The following is a 24,425-nucleotide window of genomic DNA, read 5'->3' as shown; positions in this document are numbered from 1 at the left end:
GCCTCCGCATTCTTGTTGGTACAGCAGCGTCTGGAGGGAGGTTGGCCAACCATGGCCGACCGATGACGAAAGCAGTCTACAAGTGGTGATGGGGTGGCGCTATAAAGCGGAAGCGCACGGAGAAATCACGCTTCACGGTGAATTCTCATGGCGCGTCGGGGGGTGGGCCTCGAAAGGCGTGCGCAGCAGAAAAATCGTCAAGTCATGCCGGGGCCGCGCAAAACGAATGGCGCCGCCGACCCTTCACCAGGGGCAATGGTCGGCGTGCGGGCCAAGGCTTTTTTCTGCGTGGGGAGGGAAAAAGAGAAGATATCGTGTGCGAGGCGGACGGGGCTCAGCGTCGACCGCGTCGCGCCGACCGGGTACGGTCCAGCTCGCGTTTCTTGGCCTTCTCGCGATCGTTGGCGCCGGCCATGTTGTCGTAGGGGTTCTTGCCCGAACGGAACTCGAAGCGCATCGGCGTGCCGCGCACCTTGAGCACCTTGCGGAAGGTGTTGGTCAGGTAACGCTTGTAGGCTTCGGGCAGCGAGGCCGTCTGGTTGCCGTGAACCACGATGATCGGCGGGTTGGTGCCGCCCTGGTGGGCCATGCGCAGCTTGATGCGGCGGCCATGGATCATCGGCGGCTGGTGTTGCTCTACCGCATCCTGAAGGATGTTGGTCAGGCGGTTGGTCGACCAGTGGCTGTTGGCCGATTCGAAGGCCCGCTCGACCGAGGGATAGAGGTCGCCTACTGCGGTGCCGTGCAGCGCCGAGATGAAGTGCAGCTCGGCATAGTCGGCGAATCCCAGGCGGCGCTTGACCTCGGCGCGCATGCGTTCCTTGGCCTCACTCTCCAGGCCATCCCACTTGTTGACCGCCAGCACCAGGGCCCGACCGCTGGTCAGCACGTAATCGAGCAGGTGCAGGTCCTGCTCGACCAGACCGCTCCTGGCATCCAGTACCATGATGGCGACATGGCACTCCTTGATGGCTTCCAGGGTCTTGATGATCGAGAACTTCTCGGACACTTCGCGGACGTTCTTGCGGCGTCGCACGCCGGCCGTGTCGACCAGCACATAGGGTTTGCCGCGACGCTCGAAGGGAATTTCGATGGCATCGCGGGTGGTGCCCGCCTCATCGAAGACCACCACGCGTTCTTCGCCCAGCAGTCGATTGACCAGGGTCGACTTGCCGACGTTGGGGCGGCCGATCACCCCGATGCGAATGCCGGAGGTGCCGGTATCGGCGGGGAGGTCTGCATCTCGCTCGGGGAAGGGCGCGAGTACCTCCTCGATCAGGGCGGTGACATTGCGGCCATGGGCCGCGGCGATGGAGCGCGGTTCGCCGATGCCGAGCTGCCAGAAGTCGGCCATGGCCGAGTGTTCCTCGAGGCCGTCGGTCTTGTTGACGACCAGCCAGGTCTTCTTCTGGTTGACACGCAGGTGATTGGCGATGGCCTCGTCGGCCACGTTGAGGCCACTGCGGCCATCGACCATGAACAGCACGATGTCGGCTTCGTCGATGGCCTGCAGGGACTGTTCGGCCATGGCCGCGTCGATGCCGTCCTCGTCACCGCTGATACCGCCGGTGTCGATGACCGTATACGACTTGCCGCCGAGCAGGCCGTTGCCGTACTTGCGATCCCGGGTCAGGCCAGGAAAGTCGGCGACCAGCGCGTCGCGCGAGCGGGTCAGGCGGTTGAACAGGGTCGATTTGCCCACATTGGGGCGCCCGACCAGGGCGATCACGGGATTCATGGGTTGAGTTCCAGAGCCTCCAGGCTACCGTCGTCGGCCAGGGCATAGACGCGCTTGCCATCGGTAAGCGGGCGTACGCTGACACCGGAGCCGTCGATCTCGGTACGGCCGACCAGGGTGCCGTTCTCGGCGTCGATGAAGTGTAGATAGCCCTCGAAATCGCCCACTACCAGGCGGCCATCGGCGAAGGCAGGGGCTGTCAGCTGGCGGTCCTCGAGATCGTCGAGGCGCCACTGTTCGTCGCCGTTGCTGGCCGACAGGGCGACCAGGTGGCTGTCAGCATCGACGACGTAGAGGGTCTCGCCGACCAGAACCGGTGTCTGGTAGCTGGATACGTCCCGGGACCACAACACCTGGCCACTGGTCGCCTGAAGAGCGACCAGGCGGCCATTGTAGCTGGTGACATAGAGGCGGCCATCGGGGGTCAGCACCGGCTGACCGGCCAGGTCGACCAAGCGCTCGATGTCGCTGCGCCCTTCGGGCGTGGCGATGCGACGCTCCCAGAGGGCCCGGCCACTGCCGTTCTCGATGGTGACCAGTTGACCGTTGGCCAGGCCGGCGAAGGTGACCGCGTCGATGATCCGCGGCGTGCCGGTGGCGCGCAGGGTCAACGAGGGGCGTGATGCCGTATAGACCCAGCGTTCCGCGCCGCTGCCGCGTTCCAGGGCGGTGACATTACCGTCGATGGTCTGCACCACCACCAATTGATTGTTGATCTGGGGGGCGGAGAGCACCTCGCTGCTGACGCGCGACCGCCAGACTTCCTCGCCGCTGGACTGGTCCAGGGCCACGACATCGCCGTTGCGGGTGCCGAGATAGACCTTGCCGGATTCGGCGGTCAGGCCACTGGATGCACCATCGCCGAGTTCCTGCTCCCAGCGAACCTCGCCGGTGTTGGCGTCGAGTGCCATCACCAGACCGTGCTGGTCGGCGGCGAACAGCGTATCGTCGTCCCGGGCGGGAGAGAGGGTGTAACCGCCCATCCCCAGGCCGTCGCCGATCTGCTCGTCCCAGAGAGTGTTCACGGACGTGCTGTGAGAGATGTCCTGCAGTTCGCGGGGCGGATCCTGCGAATCCACCTTGCCGGCGCAGCCTGCCAGCAGCCCCAGTGCCGCGGTTGCGGCGATCGCCAGAGTCGGTTTCATGACGTGGTCTCCTGAACGCCCAGGTTGTCGAGCTTGAGTTGTACGCCGTAGAGCGGACGATCGCCGTCTTCGGCGAGCCGCAGGGCTTCGCGCCAGGCATCACGGGCCTGGGTGGTCCGGCCCAGGGCGAAATGGGCATCACCGCGGATGTCCGCCTGCTGGGCGGACAAGGTGGCGGGGATCGCGCCGTCGAGGGTCTCCAGGGCCGCGTCGGCCTCATCGGCAGCAACCTGAAGACGCGCCAGCCGGAGTCGTGCCAGGCCGGTGAGGTAGGCGTGTTCACTGTCGGCGATCAGCCCTTCCAGGGCCTCGCGTGCCGCGGCCTGATCGCCACCTTCTACCGACAGGCGTGCCGACAGCAGCAGGGCCATGTCGGCATAGAGGCTGCCGTCATGCTCCTCGGTGAGGGTAGTGACCAGTTCCTCCGCCCGGCCACGGGCCGCGTCATCCAATTGCTCCTGGCTGCTCAGGGTCAGCAGTTGCTGGTAACGCTGGGAGGCGGCCTCGGCCTGGCCGGCCTGATAATCCTGCCAGGCCTTCCAGCCGAAGACACCGGCGGCGGCGATCGCCGCGCCGGCCAGCAAGGAAATGCCGTTTTCCTTCCACCAGCGCTTGATGGCTTCCAGCTGTTCTTCTTCGGTTCTCAGTTCCGCCACGGGCGGCCTCCTTATTCGATGTGCGGTCCGTCAGGCTTCCGACAAGAGGTCGGCGAGGGCCGGGGCGAGTGCGTTGCGGTCGAGACGGCGCTGCTCACGCTGCTCGCGCAGGAACTTGAGAGTGACGGCGTTCTCGGCGAGTTCCTCTTCGCCGAGCAGTAGTGCCAGGCGTGCGCCACTCTTGTCGGCCTTGCGGATGCGGCTCTTGAAGCCACCGCCACCGCAGTGGAGTTGCAGGCGCAGCGTCGGCAGCTCGTCGCGCAACTGCTCGGCCAGCTCCAGGGCCGCGGCCTCGGCGGCGTCGCCCATCGGCAAGAGGTAGACATCCAGGGTATCGAGGACGGCCTCGGGAACGAGCTCCAGGGTCTCGAGCAGCAGGATCAGCCGCTCGATGCCCATGGCGAAGCCGACCGCCGGCACCGGCTTGCCGCCGAGCTGCTCGACGAGACCGTCGTAGCGACCGCCGGCACACACCGTGCCCTGGCTGCCCAGCGCTTCGGTGGTCCACTCGAAGACGGTACGCGAGTAATAGTCCAGCCCGCGTACCAGGCGAGGATTGATCACGTACTCGATGCCGGCGGTGTCGAGGATGGCCGTGAGGCGCTCGAAGTGGTCCCGGGAGGCATCGTCCAGGTGGTCCATCAGGCGCGGCGCGTCGGCCAGCATGTCCGCCATGGCCGGATTCTTGGAATCGAGGATGCGCAGCGGGTTGGTGGACAGGCGCCGGCGGGAGTCCTCGTCGAGCACATCGATGTGCGTCTCGAAGTAGTTCACCAGCTTGTCGCGATAGGCGGCGCGGGCTTCCGGCGACCCCAGGGAATTGAGCTCCAGGGTGACGTGCTCGAACAGGCCGAGCTGCTTCCACAGGCGGGCCGACAGCAGGATCACTTCGGCATCGATATCCGGTCCCTCGAGGCCGAAGGTCTCCACGCCGATCTGGTGGAACTGGCGATAGCGGCCCTTCTGGGGGCGTTCATGGCGGAACATCGGGCCCTGGTACCAGAGGCGCTGGGTCTGGTTGTGCAGCAGACCGTTCTCCATGGCGGCACGCACGCAGCTTGCCGTGCCCTCGGGTCGCAGCGTCAGGCTGTCGCCGTTGCGGTCATCGAAGGTATACATCTCCTTTTCGACGATGTCGGTGACTTCGCCGATGGAGCGCTTGAAGAGTGCGGTCTGCTCGAGGATGGGGGTACGGATTTCGTCATACCCGTAACGCCCCATCAGCGCGCGAACCTGTTGCTCGAAGTACTGCCACAGGGGCGCTTGCGCCGGCAGCAGGTCGTTCATGCCTCGAATGGCCTGGATGTTCTTGCTCAATGATGGCTCCTTCACGTGCCGGGATCAGGCGTCCCGGGCGATCACGTCCTTTTCCGCCTGCTGCTTCTCGCGGACCTTGTCACGGATCAATCGTTCGAGATCGTCGACCAGATGGTCGTTGCGCAATTTGCTGGCCGGCTTGCCGTCGATGTAGACGAGGTTGGCGGGGGTGCCGCCGGTCAGGCCGATGTCGCTTTCCTTGGCCTCGCCCGGGCCGTTGACCACGCAGCCGATGACCGAGACGTCCAGCGGCGTGAGCACGTCTTCCAGGCGCTCCTCGAGGGCGTTCATGGTGCCGATGACATCGAAGTTCTGTCGCGAACAGCTCGGGCAGGCGACGAAGTTGATGCCCTTGGCACGCAGGCTCAGGCTCTTGAGCATGTCGAAGCCGACCTTGACCTCCTCGACCGGGTCGGCGGCAAGCGAGACACGAATGGTGTCGCCGATGCCGTCCATCAGCAACATGCCCAGTCCGATGGAGGATTTGACGGTGCCCGAACGCAGGCCACCGGCTTCGGTGATGCCGAGATGCAGCGGCTGCTCGATGCGCGTGGCGAGCTCGCGATAGGCGGCCACTGCCATGAAGACATCGGACGCTTTGACGCTGACCTTGAAATCAGGAAAGTCGAGGCGGTCGAGGTGGTCGATGTGACGCATGGCGGATTCGACCAGTGCCGCCGGGGTCGGTTCGCCGTACTTCTTCTGCAGATCCTTCTCGAGAGAACCGGCATTGACCCCGATGCGAATCGGGATGCCGTTGTCGCGGGCGGCGCCGACCACCGCGGCGACACGATCTTCGCGGCCGATGTTGCCCGGGTTGATGCGCAGGCAGTCGACACCGAGCTCGGCAACGCGCAGGGCGATCCGGTAGTCGAAGTGGATATCGGCCACCAGGGGAACCTGCGAGGCGCGCTTGATGCGCCCGAAGGCTTCGGCGGCGTCCATGGTCGGCACCGAGACGCGCACGATATCGGCGCCGGCGTTCTCCAGTTGCTGGATCTGCGCCACGGTGGCGTCCACATCGAGCGTGTCGGTATTGGTCATGCTCTGCACGGAGATGGGGGCGCCGCCTCCGACCGGTACGTCACCGACATGGATGCGGCGAGATTGACGTCGTTGGATGGGCGATGGTGCGTGCATGAGACTCACTCTCCCAGGGTGAAGCGAGCGACATTGTTGGCCCCGGCGCGCTCGCTCAGGTCGACGGTTTCGCCACCCCAGCTGAGTTCGACGCCGGTCGCATTGCCCACGGTCAGGCGAAAGGGCGGATCGCCCTCGACCCGTGCCGTGGTGCCGGGTTCCTGCAGACCGACGAAGACACGCTGCTCGTTGGCGTCGAAGATCTCGGTCCAGGACTGTTCGTTGAAGGTCAGGTTCAGCACCCGAGGATCGGCCTGCGTCGCCTGGTCGGACTCGGCAACGTCCGTGCCTTCGTCGTCGGCGGAGGCATCGTCGGTGGCGGCATCGCCGGCAGAGGTGTCGTCGCCCTCCGCCGTTGCATCCTCTTCCTCTGTCGTTGACGCGTCAGCCGTCGTGGCTTCGGACGGTGCCTCGGCGACCGCTGCCTGGTCGGTTGTTCCCAGCAGATTCGGCTCGCCGTCCGTCGGTGCCTCCGAGGCATCGGTCTCGTCCTCGGCCGGCGCCTGAGTGGGGGGCGACGCCTCGGTGGTTTCCTCGGGAGCCGGGGGCGTCGTGCCACTGGTACCGCTCTCGGTGACGGCGGAGCTGCCGTCGAGGCCGTCGACGGCGACCGGCGCGCTGTCGCTGGGCGACGGCGGCTGACTGCCGCCACGACTCTGCCACCACATCAGCGTCAGGCCGATCAGGCCGGCGATGACCACCAGGGTGGCGAGGCGAAACAGCCAGGCCCCGATCCGTGAGGGGGGCTTGTTGACGATGTGCACGGGAGTGACTTTCTGCTCGAGGTCATCCTTCCCGAAGTGTGCCTTGTAGGCCGCCAGTACCCGCTCCTCGTCGAGGCCGAGCAGATTGGCGTAGCTACGCAGGTAGCCGCGCCGGTAGGTGGCGATCGGGATCTCCTCGTAACTGTCGCGCTCCAGGCCATCGATCACGGCCGGGCGCAGGTTGAGGGCCGCGGCGACCTCCTCGCGCGATAGTTCCAGGGTATCCCGCTCCCGACGCAACAGCTCGCCAGGCGAGGCCTGGGGCGTGACAGCGTCGGGTTCCTGGAGGGGTGTGTCGCTCATGGCGTGGCATCCTTCATTGGAAAACAGGGCTCAGGGCGTGCCTCGCGAGATTGCCGGCCGATCATGCTCGCCATGGGCGCGAGCGATATCGTCGGCCAGACGAGCCGATGCCGCGTCCGATCCCGCTTGGCGCCGATAACGTTCCAGGTGCCGTTCGGCGCTCGCGAATCGCCCTTGCGCGACATCGAGCTCGGCGAGGCGCAGATGACCGTCGGGCCGGCCGGGGTCGAGGCGCAAGGCATGTTCGAAGCTGGCTCGTGCCGCCGCTTCGTCGCCGGCCGCGTGCTGGCAGCGCCCCAGATTGACGAGCAATTGGGCCCGGTTGGCGTAGTGGTTGTCCTCGCTCGCGCGTTGTAACTGATGACACGCCTCTCGAATACGTCCCTGATCATACAGGAAGGCGGCGTAGTTGTTGCGTGCCCGGGCAAGATCGGGAGCATCGCGCAGCGCCGCACGAAAACTTTCGTCGGCCAGGGCGTCGTCGCCCCGGCGCTGATGCACGATGGCCATCGCCTGTCGCGCTTCGGCGTCGCCGGGTGCCAGTTCCAGGGCACGACCGAGAGCCTCGGAGGCGCGCGGCAGATCGCCACGGGCCAGATAGGCCTCGCCGAGACGCGTGTAGGCACCGGCCGGGTCGGCATCTCGCGGGGGCTGGTCGGCGCGCATGGCGCAACCACTCAACCAGAGAGCGCCGATCAAGAGGACCGCGATGCGGTACTGTCGGTAGCCGGCGAGACTCGGGCGACCCGTCATGGCATCCTCGTTGGGGCGTCGTGGCGGCGGGCGGCACGACGCCTGGCCGATGGTGAAAAAAGCTTGACCATCAAAGCGTCGTGCCCGATTGAAGTCAAGACGTGACCCGGCTCAATCGGCGTCGAGCTGGATCGACTGGATGTAGCGCTCGTGGCGACGCGTACGGTCCTTGACGCGCCCCACCAACTGTCCGCAGGCCGCGTCGATGTCGTCGCCACGGGTGGAACGGATCGGTGCGGTGTAACCGAGATCGGCGAGCCATTGCTGGAAGCGCTTCACCTGGTTGCGCGACGGTGTCTCGTACCCTGAATGCGGGAAAGGGTTGAACGGGATCAGGTTGATCTTGCTGGGCAGCTCCTGCAGCAGCTCGGCGAGCTGGCGGGCATGTTCCTGCTGATCGTTGACGTCCTTGATCAGGGTGTACTCGATGGTGACCATTCGGGTGTCATCGCACTTGGCCAGGTAACGCTGGCAGGCATCGAGCAGGGTGCGAATGTTGTACTTGCGGTTGAGCGGCACCAGTTCGCTGCGCAGCTCGTCGTTGGCGGCATGCAGAGAAATGGCCAGGCTCACGTCGAGCTCGTCGCCCAGGCGATCGAGCATCGGCACCACCCCGGAGGTGGAAAGGGTGACGCGGCGCTTGGAGAGGCTGTAGCCGTTGTCGTCGAGCATCAGCTTCATCGCCGGCACGACGTTGTCGTAATTCAGCAGCGGCTCGCCCATGCCCATCATCACCACATTGGTGACGGGACGATTGGCCGTATCGTGGCGCGGCCCGAAGCTGTTGCTGGCGACCCACACCTGACCGATGATCTCGGCGGCGGTGAGATTGCGCTGGAAGCCCTGCTTGCCCGTGGAGCAGAAGCTGCAGTCCAGCGAGCAGCCGACCTGGGAAGAGACGCACAGCGTGCGGCGCTTACCGTTATCGGCCGGGATCAGCACCGTCTCGACGTAGCTGCCATCCTCGACTTCCAGGACCCACTTGCGGGTTCCGTCAGTGGAGGTGCCTTCGTAGACCACGCCCGGTCCGCGTATTTCGGCGACCTCGGAAAGGTGCGTACGCAGGGCCTTGGACAGGTTGGTCATGGACGCGAAGTCGCTGCAGCCCTCCTGGTGAATCCATTTCATCACCTGGGCGGCGCGGAACTTCTTCTCGCCGATGGAAAGGAAGAAGGCTTCCATTTCCTCGCGCGTCATGCCGAGCAGGTTGAGGCGTTGTGGGACGGTATCAGCGGTCATGGGCAGTCAGCGGGTCGTTGGGGCAAGGTGCGGGGGCGCTTCGCCCCCGCTCGGCAGAATACCTGCCATTCCACAAGGGAACTGCTGATTCATGTCGCAAGCGATGCCGGGTTGGCCACCGCCGGAGCGCAGCAATAAATCAGCCTTCCCTCAGCGGGAGCAGATCTCGCCGTCTTCAAAGAAGTAGGCGATTTCGCGTGCCGCGGACTCCGGCGAGTCGGAGCCATGGACGGCGTTGGCGTCGATGGACTGAGCATAGTCGGCGCGAATGGTGCCGGCCTCGGCTTCCTTGGGGTTGGTGGCCCCCATCAGGTCGCGATTGGCGGCGATGGCGTTCTCGCCTTCGAGCACCTGAACCACGACCGGACCGGAGGTCATGAAGCCGACCAGGTCACCGAAGAAGGGACGCTCCTTGTGCTCGGCGTAGAAGCCCTCGGCCTGCTCCCGGGAGAGGTGAAGCATCTTGGCGGCGACGATCTGCAGGCCGGCCTTCTCGAAACGGCTTTCGATCTCGCCGATGACGTTCTTGGCGACGGCGTCGGGCTTGATGATGGACAGGGTGCGTTCAGTGGCCATGTGGCGTGCTCTCCAGTCTGGGTATCAGGCAGTGATAGCCCAGCGCCGCCCCGGGGGAACCAGGGCGGCGCTGGGCTTGTGGTTCGTGCGGTTCGGCGCCATGCGCCGAAGCCGAATGGGCGCAGAGTATACCGCCCCGAGGTGGTGATGGACAATTCGCGTCACATGGTGCGCTCAGACGCTGAAGCTCTCGCCGCAGCCGCATTCATCCTTGACGTTGGGGTTGTTGAAGCGGAAGAAGCGGTTGAGGCCTTCCGAAACATAGTCGACCTCGCTGCCATCGAGCATTTCCAGGGCGTCCGGCGCGACGAAGACCTTGACGCCGTGTTCCTCGAAGGCCACGTCATCGTTCGATGCCTCGTCGGCGAAGTCGAGTACATAGCTGTAGCCCGAGCAGCCACTGGGCTTGACGGTGACGCGCAGGCCCAGGCCGTGTCCACGCTCGTCGAGCACTCGGTGGATCTGTTCGGCGGCGGCGGTAGTGATGGAAAGGTTCGCCATGGTGGCCTCCTGCTCGATGAGTTAGCGGCGTAGCCCGGTCAGGGCATGCCGCAGAGTGGCGATGGTACGGTCGATATCGTCTTCGGTGGTGAAGCGGCCGAGGCTGAAACGCAATGAGGCCAGCGCCAGCTGCCGGGGAACGCCGATCGCCTTCAATACATAGGATGGCTCGACGCTGGCAGAGTTGCAGGCCGAGCCGGTGGACACGGCGATGTCGCGCAGTGCCATCAACAGCGATTCGCCGTCGACTCCGGTGAAGGCCAGGTTGAGGATGTTGGGCACCGAGACCTCTCCGGCGCCATTGAGCCGGATGCCGTCGAGGTCGTCGATCCCGGCGAGAAGGCGACTGCGCAGGGCCTGGATGCGTGCCTGGTCGGTCTTGCCCTCGCGTCCGGCAATGGCGAAGGCCTCCCCCATGCCGGCGATCTGATGAGTCGGCAGCGTGCCTGAACGCATGCCGCGTTCATGCCCGCCGCCATGGATCAGTGCTTCCACGCGGATGTCCGGGTCGCGCTTCACGTAGAGCGCCCCGATGCCCTTGGGGCCATAGGCCTTGTGGCCGGAGAGCGACATCAGGTCGGTGCCGGTCTGCGCCACATCCAGCGGCAGGCGCCCCACCGCCTGGGCGGCGTCGGTGTGAAAGAGGGCGCCTGCAGCATGCGTCACTTCGGCCAGGTCCGCCAGGTCGTTGATCGTGCCCAGTTCGTTGTTCACCGCCATCAGCGAGACCAGTACGGTGTCGTCGCGCAGGGCGTCATGCAGTGCCGAGGGGGCGATGCGGCCGTCCTCTCCGGGCGTCAGCCAGGTGACCTCGACGCCTTCCGATTCCAGGGTCCGGGCCGTGTCGATGATCGCCTTGTGTTCGACGGTCGAGGTCACCAGGTGGCGGCCCTTTTCCCTGTTGGCGCGCATGATGCCGGTCAGCGCCAGGTTGTCGGCCTCGGTGGCACCGCTGGTCCAGACGATCTCGCGGGGATCGGCGCCGATCAGGTCGGCGACCTGGCGCCGTGCGCTCTCGACGGCCTGCTCGGCCTGCCAGCCGGGCATGTGACTGCGCGAGGCCGGATTGGCGAAGACACCGTCGAGCGTGAGGTGACGGCTCATGACCTCGGCGACTCGGGGGTCGACGGGGGTGGTGGCGGCATAATCGAGATAGATGGGTGCGCTCATGGGCTCGGAACGGTGATAGCGAATCGGAGACGGCCGGGCCGTCGGCTCAGGGCGATGAGGCCGGGATCTGATCATCGGCGACGCGGCGTTGGCGCGTGGCGATGGCCCGGAATTCGTCGCGACGGGCCAGGTGGCCCAGGGTGACGCCGTCGAGGAATCCGTGGATCTGTTCGGACAGCTCGTTCCACAGGTGGTGGGTGAGACAGGTGTCGCCCTGCTGGCAATCCGACAGGCCGCCGCAACGGGTGGCATCCACCGACTCGTCCACGGCGTCGATCACCTGTGCCACCGAGATGGCTTCCGGCGACAGGGTCAGCAGGTAACCGCCGCCGGGGCCTCGCACGCTGTCCACCAGGCCGTTGCGCCGTAGCCGAGCAAACAGCTGCTCGAGATAGGACAGCGAGATGTCCTGACGCCTGGCGATATCGGCGAGGCAGATCGGCCCCTCGTCGGCATGCATCGCCAGGTCGAGCATGGCGGTGACGGCGTAGCGTCCCTTGGTGGTCAGGCGCATGGGGCATTCACCTCGGCACCGGTGCGGACGTCGGTGGTCGTTGATCGTCCCGGCGCCGATGAAGGCGCCGGGTGGATAGGGCATTATGATAAAGACCCAGTGTTGTGGTCAACCATTGCCATGGCGATCACTCGCCGTGTCTTTCTCGCGGTGTGGCGTGTCGGCGTCTGTATCCTTCTCGGGCGGTGGGCAGCAGCTGTCGACGTCGTCGAGGATGTCGGCGAAATCCTCGTCACGCAGTTCCGGCAGCCGGCCGTCGCGGAAGCTGGCGTCGATCTGGTGCAGGGTGGAGCACATGCGCTCGATGCGCTCGTCCACGGCATGCATGTGGTCGAGCATCGCCTGCATGGAGCGCGCCACGGGGTCGGGCATGTCCTGGCTGACACCATAGGCGTCGAAGCCGAACTTGCGGCACATGGCTTCGCGGCGCTCGGGGTCGACCTGGAGGGCTTCATCCTGGTCGGGGTCGCTGCGTTGCACCACCTTGCCGGGAATGCCCACCACGGTGGCGCCGGCCGGCACCTCCTTGGTGATCACGGCGTTGGAGCCGACCTTGGCACCGGCACCCACGGTGAAGGGGCCGAGGATCTTGGCGCCGGCGCCGACGATCACGCCGTCACCCAGGGTCGGGTGGCGCTTGCCATGGTTCCAGCTGGTTCCCCCCAGGGTCACGCCCTGATAGAGGGTGACATCGTCGCCGACATCGGCGGTTTCACCGATCACCACCCCCATGCCATGGTCGATGAAGAAGCGTCGGCCGATGCTGGCCCCCGGGTGGATCTCGATGCCGGTCAACCAGCGTCCCAGGGTCGAGAGGGTGCGGGCCAGCCACTTGAGGTCACGGTGCCAGAGCCAATGGCTCAGGCGGTGGAGCAGCAGCGCATGCAGGCCCGGGTAGTTGGTCAGCACTTCCAGAAAGTTGCGTGCCGCCGGGTCACGGGCGAATACGCTGTTGATGTCCTCGCGCAGACGTTGAAACATGCGGCGATCCTTGGGTAGGGGCGAGTCGTTGTCTTTCATAGTGAGGGCCGCTCGAGCGGGGTTCAAGCAGTGGTTCACTCGTCCTTGCGATGTTCGACCTGGCGCTCCGTGGCGGAGAGGACGCCGCGCAGGATATTGAGCTCCATGCGTTCCGGGCGAGCCCGCAGGGTGAAGCGACGCAGCCGCGCCATCAACTGGCGGGGCATGGCCGGATCGTGAAAGCCGATGGCGATCAGGGTGCGTTCCAGGTGCGTGAAGTAGTGCTCGAGCTCCTCGTGGGTCGCCAGTGGAGCCGGATCCGGTTCGGCTGTATCGGGCGCCTCGGCCTGACAGGCCAGGCGGCATTCATAGGTCAGCACCTGGACGGCGGCGGCCAGGTTCAAGGAGCTGAAGTCCGGATTGGTGGGGATGTGCACATGGGCATGGCAGCGCTGCATCTCGGTGTTGGTCAGGCCGCTGTCCTCGCGACCGAAGACCAGGGCGACCCGACCCTGTGTTGCTGCGAGTTCGGTCGGCAAGCGTTCGCCCAACTCGCGCGGGGTGATCATCGGCCAGGGGAGGGTGCGCGAGCGAGCGCTGGCGCCTACCACCAGGGTGCAGTCGCCGACCGCATCTTCCAGGTTGTCGACCACTCTGGCGCCATGGACCAGAGTGTCGGCGCCGGAGGCTCTGGAGACGGTGTCCGCCGTGAGCGGTTCGCAGCGCGGCGCGACCAGGGCCAGGTCCTCGAGTCCCATGTTGTGCATGGCACGCGCGGTGCCGCCGATGTTGCCGGGGTGGCTGGTGCCGATCAGGACGATGCGTATGCGCTCGAGCATGGGGAACTTCCGGTTGGGGCTGTTGAAGGTCGGAGAAGCCGCAGTCTAGCATGTTGGCTTCGAGCTTCGAGCTTCGAGCGCGTGGCGCAGGACTCGTGCTTCTGCTAGGATGCGCGCCGATCCGTTCTTTAACATCACCGAGACTCCCCAAGGCCCGATCATGCATCCGATGGTCCAATTCGCACTGCGTGCCTCGCGCAGTGCCGGCGAGCAATTCCTGCGCATTCGCGAGCGCATCGAAAACGCTCATGAAGAACACAATCTCGACAAGTTGCTCGAGGATACGGCCCGTAATGCCGAGACGCTGATCCTGCGTCAGCTGGCGCGAGGCTATCCACAACACGGTGTCGTTGGCCGCTATACGCCGCATCGCGAAGGCGAGGGCGAAGGCCGCGACGTGTTGTGGCGCATCGAACCCGTCCATGGATATTCCAACCTCACGGTTGCCGCCCCCGGCTTCGCTCTGTCGTTGGTATGCCTGGTCAAGGGCCGTCCGGAGCATGCGGTGGTGATCTGTCCCTTCAGCGATGACGAATACCTGATGAGCCGTGGGCGTGGTGCCCAGCTCAATGGCAAGCGTATTCGTGTCCCCAAGCATTACACGATCGACGGTGCGCGCATCGCCATGGGGCTGCCCGAGAGCGAGCTGCGCTCCCGGCTGCTGCCTGCTCACCTGACCCTGACACAGCAGTTGGCGCCCCGCGTCGAGCAGATGCGGGCGTCCGGCAGTGGCCTGCTGGATATGGCCGAGCTGGCGTCGGGACGCGCCGATGCTGCCTTCGTTCTCGGCCTCGATGAGCAGGACCTGCAGGTCGGCTCGCTGCTGCTCAAGGAAGCCGGCGCCTTGATGGGAACGCCGGACGGTCAGCCGTCGGTGTCGGCCAGCCAGCCGCTGATGGCGGCCGGTCCGCGCCTTTACAAGGCGCTGGTGAAACAGCTCAAGCCTCATTTCTGATTGGCCTCTGTCGGGGCAGGGCGTCGTGACAACATCTCGTAACGTTCTCGAGACTGTTCGAGATCGGTGAGTCGGTGTACGTTGAAGGTATCCGGCGACCTTTCGGGTCGTCGGTTTCATGCCCCCCGGCCTCGCCGGATCATGAACACCACCCGCGAGAGGAGTGACGATGCAACCGCTCAGCTATTACTACTACAACGTGCTGGAAAGCCTGGACAAGCCCTGTGATGTGCCTGCTCTGCACCTCCAGGAAGGCTATGACCTCCTGTACCGCTACGGTGGACGCGTCGAGATGGACTTGATGCGTCGTGCCGAGGCGGCCAGCGCGAATGGCGAGCCGTACCATTGGCACGAGGCCCTCGATGACGAGCAGCGGGACAAGCTGCGTCGCGCCCTCGATGACGAGAACCCCGCCAAGATCCTCAAGGTGATGCAGCGCAATGGCTATGCCGGTGTGCTGTACCACCATGCCCGGGAAGTGTTTCGTCCCGATGCCGACGCCCAGGGCGTCGCCTAGGGTCGCGCGGTGGCGCCCCGGCGCCACCGTCGAGATATCGAGATGAAAAAAGAGCCACCCGGCAGCATGCCGGGTGGCTCTTTTTCGTCAGGCCGTCCGCGAGAGATCGATCAGGGCAGCTCTTCCTCGGCTTCCGTGTCTTCCTTCTGCGCCGGCATCAGGTCCACGCGCTGCAGCTTGAGCGGCAGCAGCAGGGCGGCGGAGACATAGATGGACGAGAAGGTCCCGACCGTGATGCCGATGAGCAGGGCCACGGCGAAGAAGTGGATCATGTCGCCGCCCAGGAACACCAGGGCCAGCAGCACCAGCAGGGTGGTGCCGGATGTCGCGAGGGTGCGAGACAGGGTCTGGTTGATGGACTCGTTGAAGATCGCCGGCATGTCGTCGATACGCGACTTGCGGATGTTCTCGCGGATGCGGTCGTAGACCACGATGGTGTCGTTGAGCGAGTAACCGATCACCGCCAATATCGCGGCCAGTACCGTCAGATCGAACTCGAAGCCGAACAGTGCAAAGGCGCCGACCACGATGATGACATCGTGCACCAGGGCCAGCAGGGCGCCGATGGCGAACTTGTACTGGAAGCGGAAGGCCACGTAGAGCATGACGATGCCCAGTGCCACCAGCATGCCCATGCCGCTCTGGTCGCGCAACTGGTCGCCGACCTGGGCGCCGACGAACTCGGCGCGTACCAGGTCCACGTTGCTGCCGCCCTGGCGGAGCAGTTCGACGACCTGGTCGCCGACGCCGGCATCGAAGGCTTGCTGCAGGCGAATCAGTACCTCGGTGGAGGCGCCGAAGGTCTGCACGGCAACGTCCTGGAAGCCGGCGGCCTCCAGGGTTTCACGTACGGCGTTCAGCGCCGGTGCCGTGGCGTAGCGGACCTCGACCAGAGTGCCGCCGGTGAAGTCGAGCCCCAGGTTGAGGCCCTGAAGCAGCATCGCGACCACCGACACCAGCAGCAGTGCCGCCGAGACGATGAAGGCATAGCGGCGCTTGCCCATGAAGTCGAACTGTCGATTGATGAGGGATTGCATGACCACCTCTTATATCCAGAGCTTCTTGAGCGGTTTGCCGCCGTAGCACAGGTTGACCATGGCGCGGGTCACCAGCAGTGCGGTGAACAGCGAGGTCAGAATGCCCAGTGACAGGGTCACGGCGAAGCCCTTGACCGGCCCGGTGCCGATCGAGAACAGGATCAACGCCACCAGCAGGGTGGTGATGTTGGCGTCGACGATCGACGAGAAGGCGCGCTCGTAACCGGCGTGAATGGCTTGCTGCACCGAGAGTCCGTTGCGCAATTCCTCGCGGATACGCTCGAAGATCAAGACGTTGGCGTCCACTGCCATGCCGAGCGTCAGCACGATACCGGCGATGCCCGGCAGGGTCAGGGTGGCGCCGAGCAGTGACATGGCGGCGACGAGCAAGGTCAGGTTGAGCGCCAGGGCGATATTGGCGAACACCCCGAACACCCGGTAACGCACCAGCATGAACAGCACCACCAGCAGCAGGCCGACCTGAACGGACAGGATGCCGCGTTCGATGTTCTTGGCGCCGAGGCTCGGGCCGATGGTGCGTTCCTGTGCAAAGTACATCGGCGCGGCCAGCGAGCCGGAGCGCAGCAGCAGCGCCAGGTCGGCCGCCTCGGTGGGCGATTCCAGGCCGGTGATGCGGAAGCTGTTGCCCAGTGCGCTCTGGATGGTGGCCAGGCTGATGATGCCGCGATCGGTGCTCTGCGTGCGAACGGTGGTTGCCTCGCCGTTCTCCATCACCGTGCGCTCGCGGGAATTGTGCTCGATGAACAGCACCGCCATGTTGCGCCCGATGTTGGTGCGGGTGGCGCGGTTCATCAGGGTGCCACCCGTGCCGTCGAGGTCGATGTTGACCTGGGGGCGACCATTTTCATCGAAGCTGCGGTTGGCGTTCGAGACCCGGTCGCCGGTAATGATCACGTCCTGCATCAGGGTCGCGGTGCGCGCCTCATTATTGCGGAACGGGAAGGTCTCGGTTTCGGGCTCCGGGGTGTCGGGTCTTGCCTCGAGGCGGAACTCCAGGTTGGCCGTGGCACCGATGATGCGCTTGGCGGCGGCTGTATCCTGAACCCCGGGAAGTTCGACGACGATGCGATTCGGTCCCTGGCGCTGCACCAGCGGCTCGGAAACGCCCAGCTCGTTGACCCGGTTGCGCAGTGTGGTCAGGTTCTGGTTGACCGCGTAGTCCTGGATCTCGTCGATGGAGGCGTCGGTCAGGGTCATCTCCAGGCCGGCACCACGCGTCCGCTCGACGTTGCTGTAATCGAACTCGGGATATTCGGGCGCGATCAACCGGCGCGCCTCGTCGCGGTCTTCGGCGTTCATGAAGTCCATGCTGATCGAACGCTCGCCGAGATCGGTATTGCGATAACGCAGCCGCTCGTCGCGCAAGGTGGTGCGCATGGCGCTGGCGTCGGATTCCAGGCGCTGGGTGATGGCGGCATCCATGTCGACTTCGAGCAGGAAGTGGACGCCGCCGCGCAGGTCGAGGCCGAGTGTCATGGGCGAGGCGGACAGCGACTCCAGCCAGGAAGGCGTGGATTCGGCGAGGTTCAGCGCCACCACATAGTCTTCACCGAGCGAGTCGCTGAGCAGGTCACGTGCTCTGGCCTGGTCGTCGGCGTTCTTGATCCGGATCAGGACACTCTTGGGCTGGCGTTCGGCGGACTGGATGGCGATGCCCGATTCCTCCAGGGAGGTCTCGAGACGATCGAGTCGTCGTTCGTCGAGCGTGAATTCGCCGCTGTCACTGCTGATCTGCACCGCCGGATCCTCGGGGAAGAGGTTGGGAAGGGCGTAGATCAGGCCGACGACGAGGACGAGGAGTATCAGCAGATACTTCCACAGGGGGTAACGGTTGAGCATGGGGGCCCTGCCCTCAGGTTGCTGATGATGGAGACGGGCGTTGCGTCATCACGAGCACCGGGCGGAGCCGGTCGGCCGGGCCCCGCCTCGGTGGTCGCAGGGCAGCCCGCGCAGCATGGCGGCGCGGGCATGTCCGATCAGATGGACTTGAGCGTGCCCTTGGGCAGGACGGTGGCCACGGCGTTCTTCTGCACGCTGACCTCGGTGCCCTCGGCGATTTCCATGGACAGGAACTCGCTGTCCTCGCTGACCTTGGTGATACGGCCCAGCATGCCACCGCCGATGACGATCTCGTCACCCTTGGAGAGGCCGGAGATCAACTTCTTGTGCTGCTTGGCCCGCTTGGCCTGGGGGCGCCACAGCAGGAAGTAGAAGATCAGCACGAAGCCGACCAGCATCACGATCTGGGCGATGCCACCGCCCGGCGCGCCACCGGCGTCCTGGGCCAGGGCCGGGGAAATGAAGAAGTCCAGCATTTACGACAATCTCCTGAGTCGTGGTAAACAAAGTGGCGCCGTGGCGGCGCCCGGCGGCTGGCCTCCGGGGCCGGCCAACCGTCAATTCGGTGCGGGAGGTACCGGCAGGCCGCGCTGCGCGTAGAACCCTTCCACGAAGTTGGCCAATGTACCCGCTTCGATGGCACCGCGCAAACCAGCCATCAGGCGCTGATAATGGCGCAGGTTATGGACAGTATTGAGCATCGAGCCGAGCATTTCGCCGCAGCGATCCAGATGATGCAGGTAGGCGCGCGAGAAGTTCTGGCATGTATGGCAATCGCACCCCTCTTCCAGAGGCCCGGTGTCGTGACGATGCCTGGCGTTGCGGATCTTGACGGTGCCTTTGGCCGTGAAGAGGTGACCGTTGCGGGCGTTGCGGGTCGGCATCACGCAGTCGAACATGTCGACCCCGCGACGCACGCCTTCGACCAGGTCTTCCGGCTTGCCGACGCCCATCAGGTAGCGTGGCTTGTCGTCCGGCATCCATTCCGGCAGGTAGTCGAGCACCTCGAGCATTTCTTCCTTGGGCTCGCCCACCGACAGGCCGCCGATGGCATAGCCGTCGAAACCGATGTCATCGAGCCCCTTCAGGGAGGCCTCGCGCAGTGCCGGGTACATGCCGCCCTGAATGATACCGAACAGCGCCGAGGGCGAGTCCCCGTGCGCATCGCGCGAGCGTTGTGCCCAGCGCAGCGACATTTCCATGGAGCGCCTGGCGTCCTCGAAGGTTGCGGGATAGGGCGTGCATTCATCGAAGATCATCACGATGTCGGACCCGAGCGAACGCTGCACTGCCATGGACTCCTCCGGGCCCATGAAGACCTTGGCGCCATCCACCGGCGAACGGAAATGCACGCCCTGCTCGGTGATCTTGCGCATCTCGCCGAGCGAGAACACCTGGAAACCGCCCGAGTCGGTGAGAATCGGCTTGTCCCACTGGGCGAAGTCGTGCAGATCGCCGTGGGCCTCGATGACCTCGGTGCCCGGGCGCAGCCACAGGTGGAAGGTATTGCCGAGGATGATCTCGGCACCGATCTCCTTCACTGACTGGGGCGTCATGCCCTTGACGGTGCCATAGGTCCCGACCGGCATGAAAGCGGGCGTCTCGACTGTCCCTCTGGGGAAGGTCAGCCGGCCGCGGCGCGCCCGACCATCGCTGGCCAGGCGTTCGAAGTTCATGAAGCATTCGTCTCGCATGGAAGATCTCAACGCTGTGACAAGGCGCCCTGAGGAAGGTCAGGCAAGGCAGACGCTGTCGAAAAACTCGGAGTTTACGGAAGTAAATGAGGGTTTTGAGACAGCGTTTAACGCAGCATGGCCGACCTCAAGGCGTCTTGCGTGTAAGGAACATGGCATCGCCATAGCTGAAGAAGGCGTACGCTTCGCGCACCGCCTCTCGATAGGCGTTCATTACCGTGTCGTAGCCGGCAAATGAGGACACCAGCATCAGCAGGGTCGACTCCGGCAGGTGGAAGTTGGTGACCAGGGCGTCGACCACGCGCCATTCATAGCCCGGGTAAATGAAGATATCGGTCTCGCCGCTGTAGGGCGCGATCTCGCCATCGTCACTCTTCAGGCAGGCGCTTTCCAGGCAGCGCACGCTGGTGGTGCCAACGGCGATGATGCGATTGCCCCGGGCGCGAGTGGCCCGCACCTGCTCACAGACCGCCTCGGAGACCTCGATCCATTCGCTGTGCATCTCGTGCTCGCGGATGTCGTCGACGCGCACCGGCTGGAAGGTGCCGGCGCCCACATGCAGGGTCACGAAGGCGCTCTCGATACCGTTGGCGGCGAGACGTTCCAGCAGCGGCTCATCGAAATGCAAGCCGGCGGTGGGAGCGGCCACGGCCCCATCGCGCCTGGCGTAGACGGTCTGATAGCGGTCTCGATCGGAAAGCTCATCTTCTCGGGTGATGTAGGGCGGCAACGGCATGTGGCCGTGACGCTCCAGCAGCGCGATCAATGGCGTCTCGCCGAGGAAACGCAGCTCGAACAGCGCCTCGCGCCGGCCTTCGACCACGGCCTGGATACCGCCCTCGAAGGTCAGCTCGGTGCCTACCCCGGGCGATTTGCTCGAGCGCAGGTGGGCCAGGCCACGGTGGGCATCCAGAGGGCGCTCGAGCAGCATCTCCACGCGGCCGCCACTGGCCTTGTGGCCATGCAGCCGTGCCGGGATCACGCGGGTGTCGTTGAAGATCAGCAGATCGCCGGGCTCGAGCTTGTCGACCAGCTCGGGGAAACGACGATGATCGAGTGCACCACTGGCGCCGTCGACGCACAGCAGGCGACAGTCGCTGCGTTGCTCGGAGGGGTAACGGGCGATCAGCGCCTCGGGAAGCTCGTAATGGAAATCGGCGCGCTGCATGGCGTGACTCGGTTGATCAGGATGAAGCATGGACGGAACCACCAGCCAGGCTGGCAAGCCGCATAGGATACCGCTTCGCGACAGCGAAGTCAGGGTGGAGATTGACCTGCCTCGCTGGCTCCGTATAATGCAACGCCGTTGCCGGTGTGGCGGAATTGGTAGACGCAGCGGATTCAAAATCCGCCGCTGTAACAGGCGTGTCGGTTCGAGTCCGACCACCGGCACCACTTTACATCAAGCGCTTACTTTCCCTTCCTCTTGCGTCTTGGTTCATTTGGAACTCCCTCCAGTGTCAACATCATGTCAATGGAGCTTTGGTGCGAACTTGAGTTGTGCCCATTCGAAGCCGGATATTCTGGTATCGGACGATAAGCCGGCCCCTTTTCGTAGCTTTTAAGCTACAATAGCTCCATGATGGAGCTGACGCACTACCTGACCGCTGACGGCCATGATCCATTTCAGGCCTGGCTGGATGCGACCAAGATCAAGGATCGTCAGGCCGCCATGCGGGTGCTGACTCGCCTCAACCGACTGGCGGCAGGCAATGCCGGTGATACCAAGGCCGTGGGTAACGGGGTGCTCGAGCTGCGCATCGACTACGGACCTGGCTATCGCGTTTACTACGCCAAGGTAGGCCAGCGCCTGGTGATGTTGTTGATCGGCGGTACAAAGAAGCGCCAGCAAGCCGACATAGAGCAGGCGAAAGCGTTTCTGGCAGACCACCGAAGGAGAGCCCGCACATGAAAAGTCATGACGATGCTGTAACCCAAATGCTGCGCGATGAGCCGGACATGGCGCTTGATTACCTGCGCACCGCCTTTGACGAGCTGGACGAGGAGGGCGGCGAATCGGCCTTTCTGATGGCGCTTCGCCATGTGGTGGAGGCCAGGGGCGGCATGGCGGCTGTGGCCGAACGGGCCCAGGTGTCGCGCGAAAGCCTGTACCGGGCGCTGTCCCCGAAGGGCAATCCAACCCTGAGCACCATGACCGCCGTCATCAAGGCGACCGGTATTCACTTCCACGACCTGACGCACCATGCCCCCTAAGTGGGGGGTCTGCCCCCGGCAAAAAGTCGCATCCGGATGCATCCAAGCGCATTTCGGGTATTGGGACGGGTATTGGGTTTTTCGCCAATTTTCTCCGCAAAACATTGATTTATATGAGTATGCGTCGGCTTCAAAATCCGCCGCTGTAACAGGCGTGTCGGTTCGAGTCCGACCACCGGCACCACCTTGATCAAGCGCGCACTTTCCCTCCTGCGCTCTGATTTCTTTAGAAACTTCTCAAGTGTCCACGTTGTGTCCGCCAGCGATGGCGAGGATGCTGCATGCCGTGACGTTGGCCGCAGCTCCCATGGCCTGTCAGGGACTTGACCTGTAATCCGGTTGGAATGGACGGTGAGTTTTATTTGCCACTCATTTCGTTACAGCTAGGAGCCGTGTGTGAAGCAATATGCATTGGTCGCTTACGACTACAAGGATGGAGGCGCTCTAGAGCGACGCATGGTGTGTCGGCAATCCCACCTGGATGGCCTTCGCAGGCTTGCCCGACAGGGTCGTTTCATTAGCGGCGGGGTCATTCTGGACGACCACGGTAAAATGATCGGGTCGAATGCGCATTTCCAGTTTCCTGATCGACGCGAACTGGAAGCATGGCTCGAGGTCGAGCCATACATGACGGGGCAGGTCTGGGAGCAGGTCGAGATCAGCGAAGTGAAGCTGTTCGACCCTAGCTCATGAACCAGCCATTTCCCTCGCTAATGCTTGTGCAGCCTCGGTATGAACGTGATGGCGCCGTCCTGTCCTTCCTCGCGAGGATGGCGTAGGGTGGCGGTAGTGCGGCCCTTTTTCTGCTAACGGTTAGAGGGCTGTTCTTATTGGTACCCCGTACGCCACGTCTGGCAAGGAGGCTCATATGGCGGTGCGTCCCCCCTTGATCATCAATCGGCTCGATGCCGAGCGCTTGCAACGGCTCATCGATGCGGCCGGCGACGATGCCGTGGCGCGTGCTCTGGAGGAGGAACTGGAGCGTGGCGAAGTGCTCGATCCGGAGGAAATCCCGACGGATGTGATCAGCATGAACAGCCAGGTGCGTTTCACCGATCTGACGCGAGAACGTGAGATCGTGCGGACCCTGGTATACCCTCGTTCGCTGGACGCCACCGAGGACGGTGTCTCGGTCATGGCGCCGGTCGGTGCGGCACTGCTCGGTCTACGTGTCGGTGATGTCATCGAGTGGCCGCTACCCGGCGGGGAGCGTACGTCGCTTCGCGTCGACGCCATCCTCTGGCAGCCGGAACGAGAGGGGCAGTTCCACCGTTAAGCGCTGTTCCGCAACGCTTGCGCGTTGGTACCCCTTACCACGTTCAAGCTCCATGGAGAATGCTCATGCCTCTTTCACTCTGGCTGTCGCTGGCGGCCGTCTGCGCCATGGGGGCCATGTCGCCCGGACCGAGCCTGGCGCTGGTGCTGCGCCATACGCTCGGCGGCGGACGCATGCCGGGTGTAGCCGCGGCCTTGTCCCACGCGCTGGGAGTCGGGCTCTATGCGTTGCTGACCGTCTGGGGCCTGGGGGCGCTGATCGTGAGCTTCCCGACGTTGTTCCAGGCGATCACCTGGGCGGGCGCGGCCTATCTGGCCTGGCTGGGTATCAAGGCCCTGCGTGCCGGGCGAGCGGGTGCGCTCGATGCGGATGCCATGGCCACTTCAGGCATGCAGGCGGCACGCGAAGGGATGCTGGTGGCGCTTGGCAACCCCAAGCTCATCCTGTTCTTCGTCGCCCTGCTCAGCCAGTTCGTGACGCCGGACATGAGCCTGGCGGCTCGCGCGATCATCGTGTTCACGGCCATGATCATCGACGGTGGCTGGTATGTGCTGGTGGCCGTCGGGCTCTCCCACTCCCGGGTGTTGCCCTGGCTGCAGGCCCGCGCTCACTGGATCAATCGAGCCACCGGTGTACTGCTGCTGGCGTTGGCGCTGCGGGTCGCCCTGGGCCCCATCGGTGGGTGACATCGAGGCTGCCCGGTGCTCGAGCGATGCGGGCGTCTCAAGGGGTGCCATGCAGCAGGGCGTCACGCCTGAGGCGCTGCATGGTCACCACGTTGGTGATGAAGATCAGGGTCTCGGCAATGCTGCCGCCGATGGAGCCTGCCAGCAGGTTGCTGATGATCCAGCAGAAGGCGGCGCCGGCCAGCACGGCACGCATGGCGATGCCGCGCAGCATGAACATGCCATAGGTACCCAATAACCCCGCCGCCAGGGCCGGAATGTCGCGTGGCCCGCTCCAGGTCAGGGCCGCGATGGCCAGGGTCGCGATCAGCACGGCGACCATGATGCCGGCATGGCTCGGATAACGGCGGGCCAGGAGGATACGCAGCACGATCAGCGCGGAGATGCCGGAAGCCACCCAGCTCTGGAAGAGGGCGAACTGCGCGGCGAAGGCGACATTGGCGAAGACGAGGATCACGAACAGCCGATCGTCGCGCTTGCTGGAAAAGGCGACGATGCATAGCGCCAGGGCGGTAAGGCTGACGGCCTGACCCAGGATCCATCTGAGGGTCCAGTCCTCCATGAGCGGCTC

27 protein-coding genes and 1 tRNA gene are annotated in these 24,425 nt (G+C 64.6%); 8 read left to right on the top strand and 20 right to left on the bottom strand.

Features of this window, described 5'->3' with window-relative positions; genetic code table 11:
• Positions 1–334: 334 nt before the first annotated feature.
• The 14 genes from der to LU493_RS01355 form a co-directional block, all read right to left on the bottom strand.
• Positions 335–1,738, bottom strand: coding sequence for a ribosome biogenesis GTPase Der (gene der, locus LU493_RS01420; protein WP_275285990.1), 1,404 nt, complete (start codon positions 1,736–1,738; stop codon positions 335–337).
• Positions 1,735–2,883, bottom strand: a complete 1,149-nt coding sequence (bamB, locus tag LU493_RS01415) for an outer membrane protein assembly factor BamB (protein ID WP_275285989.1) — start codon at positions 2,881–2,883, stop codon at positions 1,735–1,737. Before bamB ends, der begins: the two co-directional genes overlap by 4 nt.
• Positions 2,880–3,539 (bottom strand): YfgM family protein, encoded by a 660-nt coding sequence (locus LU493_RS01410; RefSeq protein WP_275285988.1) that lies wholly within the window; start codon positions 3,537–3,539, stop codon positions 2,880–2,882. Before LU493_RS01410 ends, bamB begins: the two co-directional genes overlap by 4 nt.
• Positions 3,540–3,569: 30 nt before the next feature.
• On the bottom strand, positions 3,570–4,856 hold the full coding sequence (hisS, locus tag LU493_RS01405; protein WP_275285987.1) for a histidine--tRNA ligase: 1,287 nt from the start codon (positions 4,854–4,856) through the stop codon (positions 3,570–3,572).
• Positions 4,857–4,880: 24 nt separating this feature from the next.
• Positions 4,881–5,996: a flavodoxin-dependent (E)-4-hydroxy-3-methylbut-2-enyl-diphosphate synthase gene (gene ispG, locus LU493_RS01400; RefSeq protein ID WP_275285986.1), complete on the bottom strand. Its 1,116-nt coding sequence runs from the start codon at positions 5,994–5,996 to the stop codon at positions 4,881–4,883.
• Positions 5,997–6,001: 5 nt separating this feature from the next.
• Positions 6,002–7,063 (bottom strand): RodZ domain-containing protein, encoded by a 1,062-nt coding sequence (locus tag LU493_RS01395; RefSeq protein ID WP_275285985.1) that lies wholly within the window; start codon positions 7,061–7,063, stop codon positions 6,002–6,004.
• Positions 7,064–7,093: 30 nt separating this feature from the next.
• Positions 7,094–7,816 (bottom strand): type IV pilus biogenesis/stability protein PilW, encoded by a 723-nt coding sequence (gene pilW / locus LU493_RS01390; RefSeq protein WP_275285984.1) that lies wholly within the window; start codon positions 7,814–7,816, stop codon positions 7,094–7,096.
• 111 nt (positions 7,817–7,927) lie between these two features.
• Positions 7,928–9,055: a 23S rRNA (adenine(2503)-C(2))-methyltransferase RlmN gene (rlmN, locus tag LU493_RS01385; RefSeq protein ID WP_275285983.1), complete on the bottom strand. Its 1,128-nt coding sequence runs from the start codon at positions 9,053–9,055 to the stop codon at positions 7,928–7,930.
• A 150-nt stretch (positions 9,056–9,205) separates the two neighbouring features.
• Positions 9,206–9,631: a nucleoside-diphosphate kinase gene (gene ndk / locus LU493_RS01380; protein WP_275285982.1), complete on the bottom strand. Its 426-nt coding sequence runs from the start codon at positions 9,629–9,631 to the stop codon at positions 9,206–9,208.
• A 174-nt stretch (positions 9,632–9,805) separates the two neighbouring features.
• Entirely contained in the window at positions 9,806–10,132 is a 327-nt protein-coding gene (locus tag LU493_RS01375; RefSeq protein WP_275285981.1) for a HesB/IscA family protein, read from the bottom strand.
• A 21-nt stretch (positions 10,133–10,153) separates the two neighbouring features.
• On the bottom strand, positions 10,154–11,302 hold the full coding sequence (locus tag LU493_RS01370) for an IscS subfamily cysteine desulfurase (RefSeq protein ID WP_275285980.1): 1,149 nt from the start codon (positions 11,300–11,302) through the stop codon (positions 10,154–10,156).
• Between the two features lie 46 nt (positions 11,303–11,348).
• Entirely contained in the window at positions 11,349–11,816 is a 468-nt protein-coding gene (locus LU493_RS01365) for an Rrf2 family transcriptional regulator (protein ID WP_275285979.1), read from the bottom strand.
• A 108-nt stretch (positions 11,817–11,924) separates the two neighbouring features.
• Positions 11,925–12,797, bottom strand: coding sequence for a serine O-acetyltransferase (gene cysE, locus LU493_RS01360; protein WP_428994503.1), 873 nt, complete (start codon positions 12,795–12,797; stop codon positions 11,925–11,927).
• 74 nt (positions 12,798–12,871) lie between these two features.
• Positions 12,872–13,615: an RNA methyltransferase gene (locus tag LU493_RS01355; protein ID WP_275285977.1), complete on the bottom strand. Its 744-nt coding sequence runs from the start codon at positions 13,613–13,615 to the stop codon at positions 12,872–12,874.
• 160 nt (positions 13,616–13,775) lie between these two features.
• Between LU493_RS01355 and LU493_RS01350 the strand changes: the two genes are divergently transcribed.
• Both LU493_RS01350 and LU493_RS01345 read left to right on the top strand, forming a co-directional pair.
• On the top strand, positions 13,776–14,570 hold the full coding sequence (locus LU493_RS01350; RefSeq protein WP_275285976.1) for an inositol monophosphatase family protein: 795 nt from the start codon (positions 13,776–13,778) through the stop codon (positions 14,568–14,570).
• A 169-nt stretch (positions 14,571–14,739) separates the two neighbouring features.
• Complete coding sequence (locus LU493_RS01345; RefSeq protein WP_275285975.1) at positions 14,740–15,087, top strand: hypothetical protein; 348 nt, start codon at positions 14,740–14,742, stop codon at positions 15,085–15,087.
• Between the two features lie 110 nt (positions 15,088–15,197).
• Here the strand turns inward: LU493_RS01345 and secF are convergent, their stop codons facing one another.
• From secF to queA, 5 genes are all read right to left on the bottom strand, one after another.
• Positions 15,198–16,124, bottom strand: coding sequence for a protein translocase subunit SecF (gene secF / locus LU493_RS01340; protein WP_275285974.1), 927 nt, complete (start codon positions 16,122–16,124; stop codon positions 15,198–15,200).
• A 9-nt stretch (positions 16,125–16,133) separates the two neighbouring features.
• On the bottom strand, positions 16,134–17,984 hold the full coding sequence (secD, locus tag LU493_RS01335) for a protein translocase subunit SecD (RefSeq protein ID WP_275285973.1): 1,851 nt from the start codon (positions 17,982–17,984) through the stop codon (positions 16,134–16,136).
• 137 nt (positions 17,985–18,121) lie between these two features.
• Positions 18,122–18,460 carry a preprotein translocase subunit YajC gene (gene yajC, locus LU493_RS01330; RefSeq protein ID WP_275285972.1) on the bottom strand — a complete coding sequence of 113 codons (339 nt, stop codon included), beginning with the start codon at positions 18,458–18,460 and terminating at the stop codon, positions 18,122–18,124.
• A gap of 81 nt (positions 18,461–18,541) precedes the next feature.
• Positions 18,542–19,660, bottom strand: a complete 1,119-nt coding sequence (tgt, locus tag LU493_RS01325) for a tRNA guanosine(34) transglycosylase Tgt (RefSeq protein WP_275285971.1) — start codon at positions 19,658–19,660, stop codon at positions 18,542–18,544.
• 145 nt (positions 19,661–19,805) lie between these two features.
• Positions 19,806–20,846, bottom strand: a complete 1,041-nt coding sequence (gene queA / locus LU493_RS01320; RefSeq protein ID WP_275285970.1) for a tRNA preQ1(34) S-adenosylmethionine ribosyltransferase-isomerase QueA — start codon at positions 20,844–20,846, stop codon at positions 19,806–19,808.
• Between the two features lie 140 nt (positions 20,847–20,986).
• Here queA and LU493_RS01315 point away from each other — a divergent pair.
• The 6 genes from LU493_RS01315 (at position 20,987) to LU493_RS01290 (ending at position 23,854) form a co-directional block, all read left to right on the top strand.
• A tRNA-Leu gene (locus LU493_RS01315) sits at positions 20,987–21,073 on the top strand.
• A 184-nt stretch (positions 21,074–21,257) separates the two neighbouring features.
• On the top strand, positions 21,258–21,590 hold the full coding sequence (locus LU493_RS01310; protein ID WP_275285969.1) for a type II toxin-antitoxin system RelE/ParE family toxin: 333 nt from the start codon (positions 21,258–21,260) through the stop codon (positions 21,588–21,590).
• The gene (locus LU493_RS01305) at positions 21,587–21,892 is read left to right on the top strand and encodes an addiction module antidote protein (RefSeq protein WP_275285968.1); all 306 of its coding nucleotides are present in this window, start codon (positions 21,587–21,589) and stop codon (positions 21,890–21,892) included. Before LU493_RS01310 ends, LU493_RS01305 begins: the two co-directional genes overlap by 4 nt.
• A 396-nt stretch (positions 21,893–22,288) precedes the next feature.
• Positions 22,289–22,585 carry a YciI family protein gene (locus tag LU493_RS01300; protein WP_275285967.1) on the top strand — a complete coding sequence of 99 codons (297 nt, stop codon included), beginning with the start codon at positions 22,289–22,291 and terminating at the stop codon, positions 22,583–22,585.
• Positions 22,586–22,760: 175 nt separating this feature from the next.
• Positions 22,761–23,168, top strand: a complete 408-nt coding sequence (gene rnk, locus LU493_RS01295; protein ID WP_275285966.1) for a nucleoside diphosphate kinase regulator — start codon at positions 22,761–22,763, stop codon at positions 23,166–23,168.
• Between the two features lie 65 nt (positions 23,169–23,233).
• Positions 23,234–23,854: a LysE family translocator gene (locus LU493_RS01290; protein ID WP_275285965.1), complete on the top strand. Its 621-nt coding sequence runs from the start codon at positions 23,234–23,236 to the stop codon at positions 23,852–23,854.
• Between the two features lie 37 nt (positions 23,855–23,891).
• Here the strand turns inward: LU493_RS01290 and LU493_RS01285 are convergent, their stop codons facing one another.
• Positions 23,892–24,416: a YgjV family protein gene (locus LU493_RS01285; RefSeq protein WP_275285964.1), complete on the bottom strand. Its 525-nt coding sequence runs from the start codon at positions 24,414–24,416 to the stop codon at positions 23,892–23,894.
• Between the last annotated feature and the right edge of the window lie 9 nt (positions 24,417–24,425).

The organism is Halomonas elongata (assembly GCF_029081005.1).
GTDB lineage: Bacteria > Pseudomonadota > Gammaproteobacteria > Pseudomonadales > Halomonadaceae > Halomonas > Halomonas elongata_B.
This window is presented reverse-complemented; position numbering and strand designations above follow the sequence as displayed.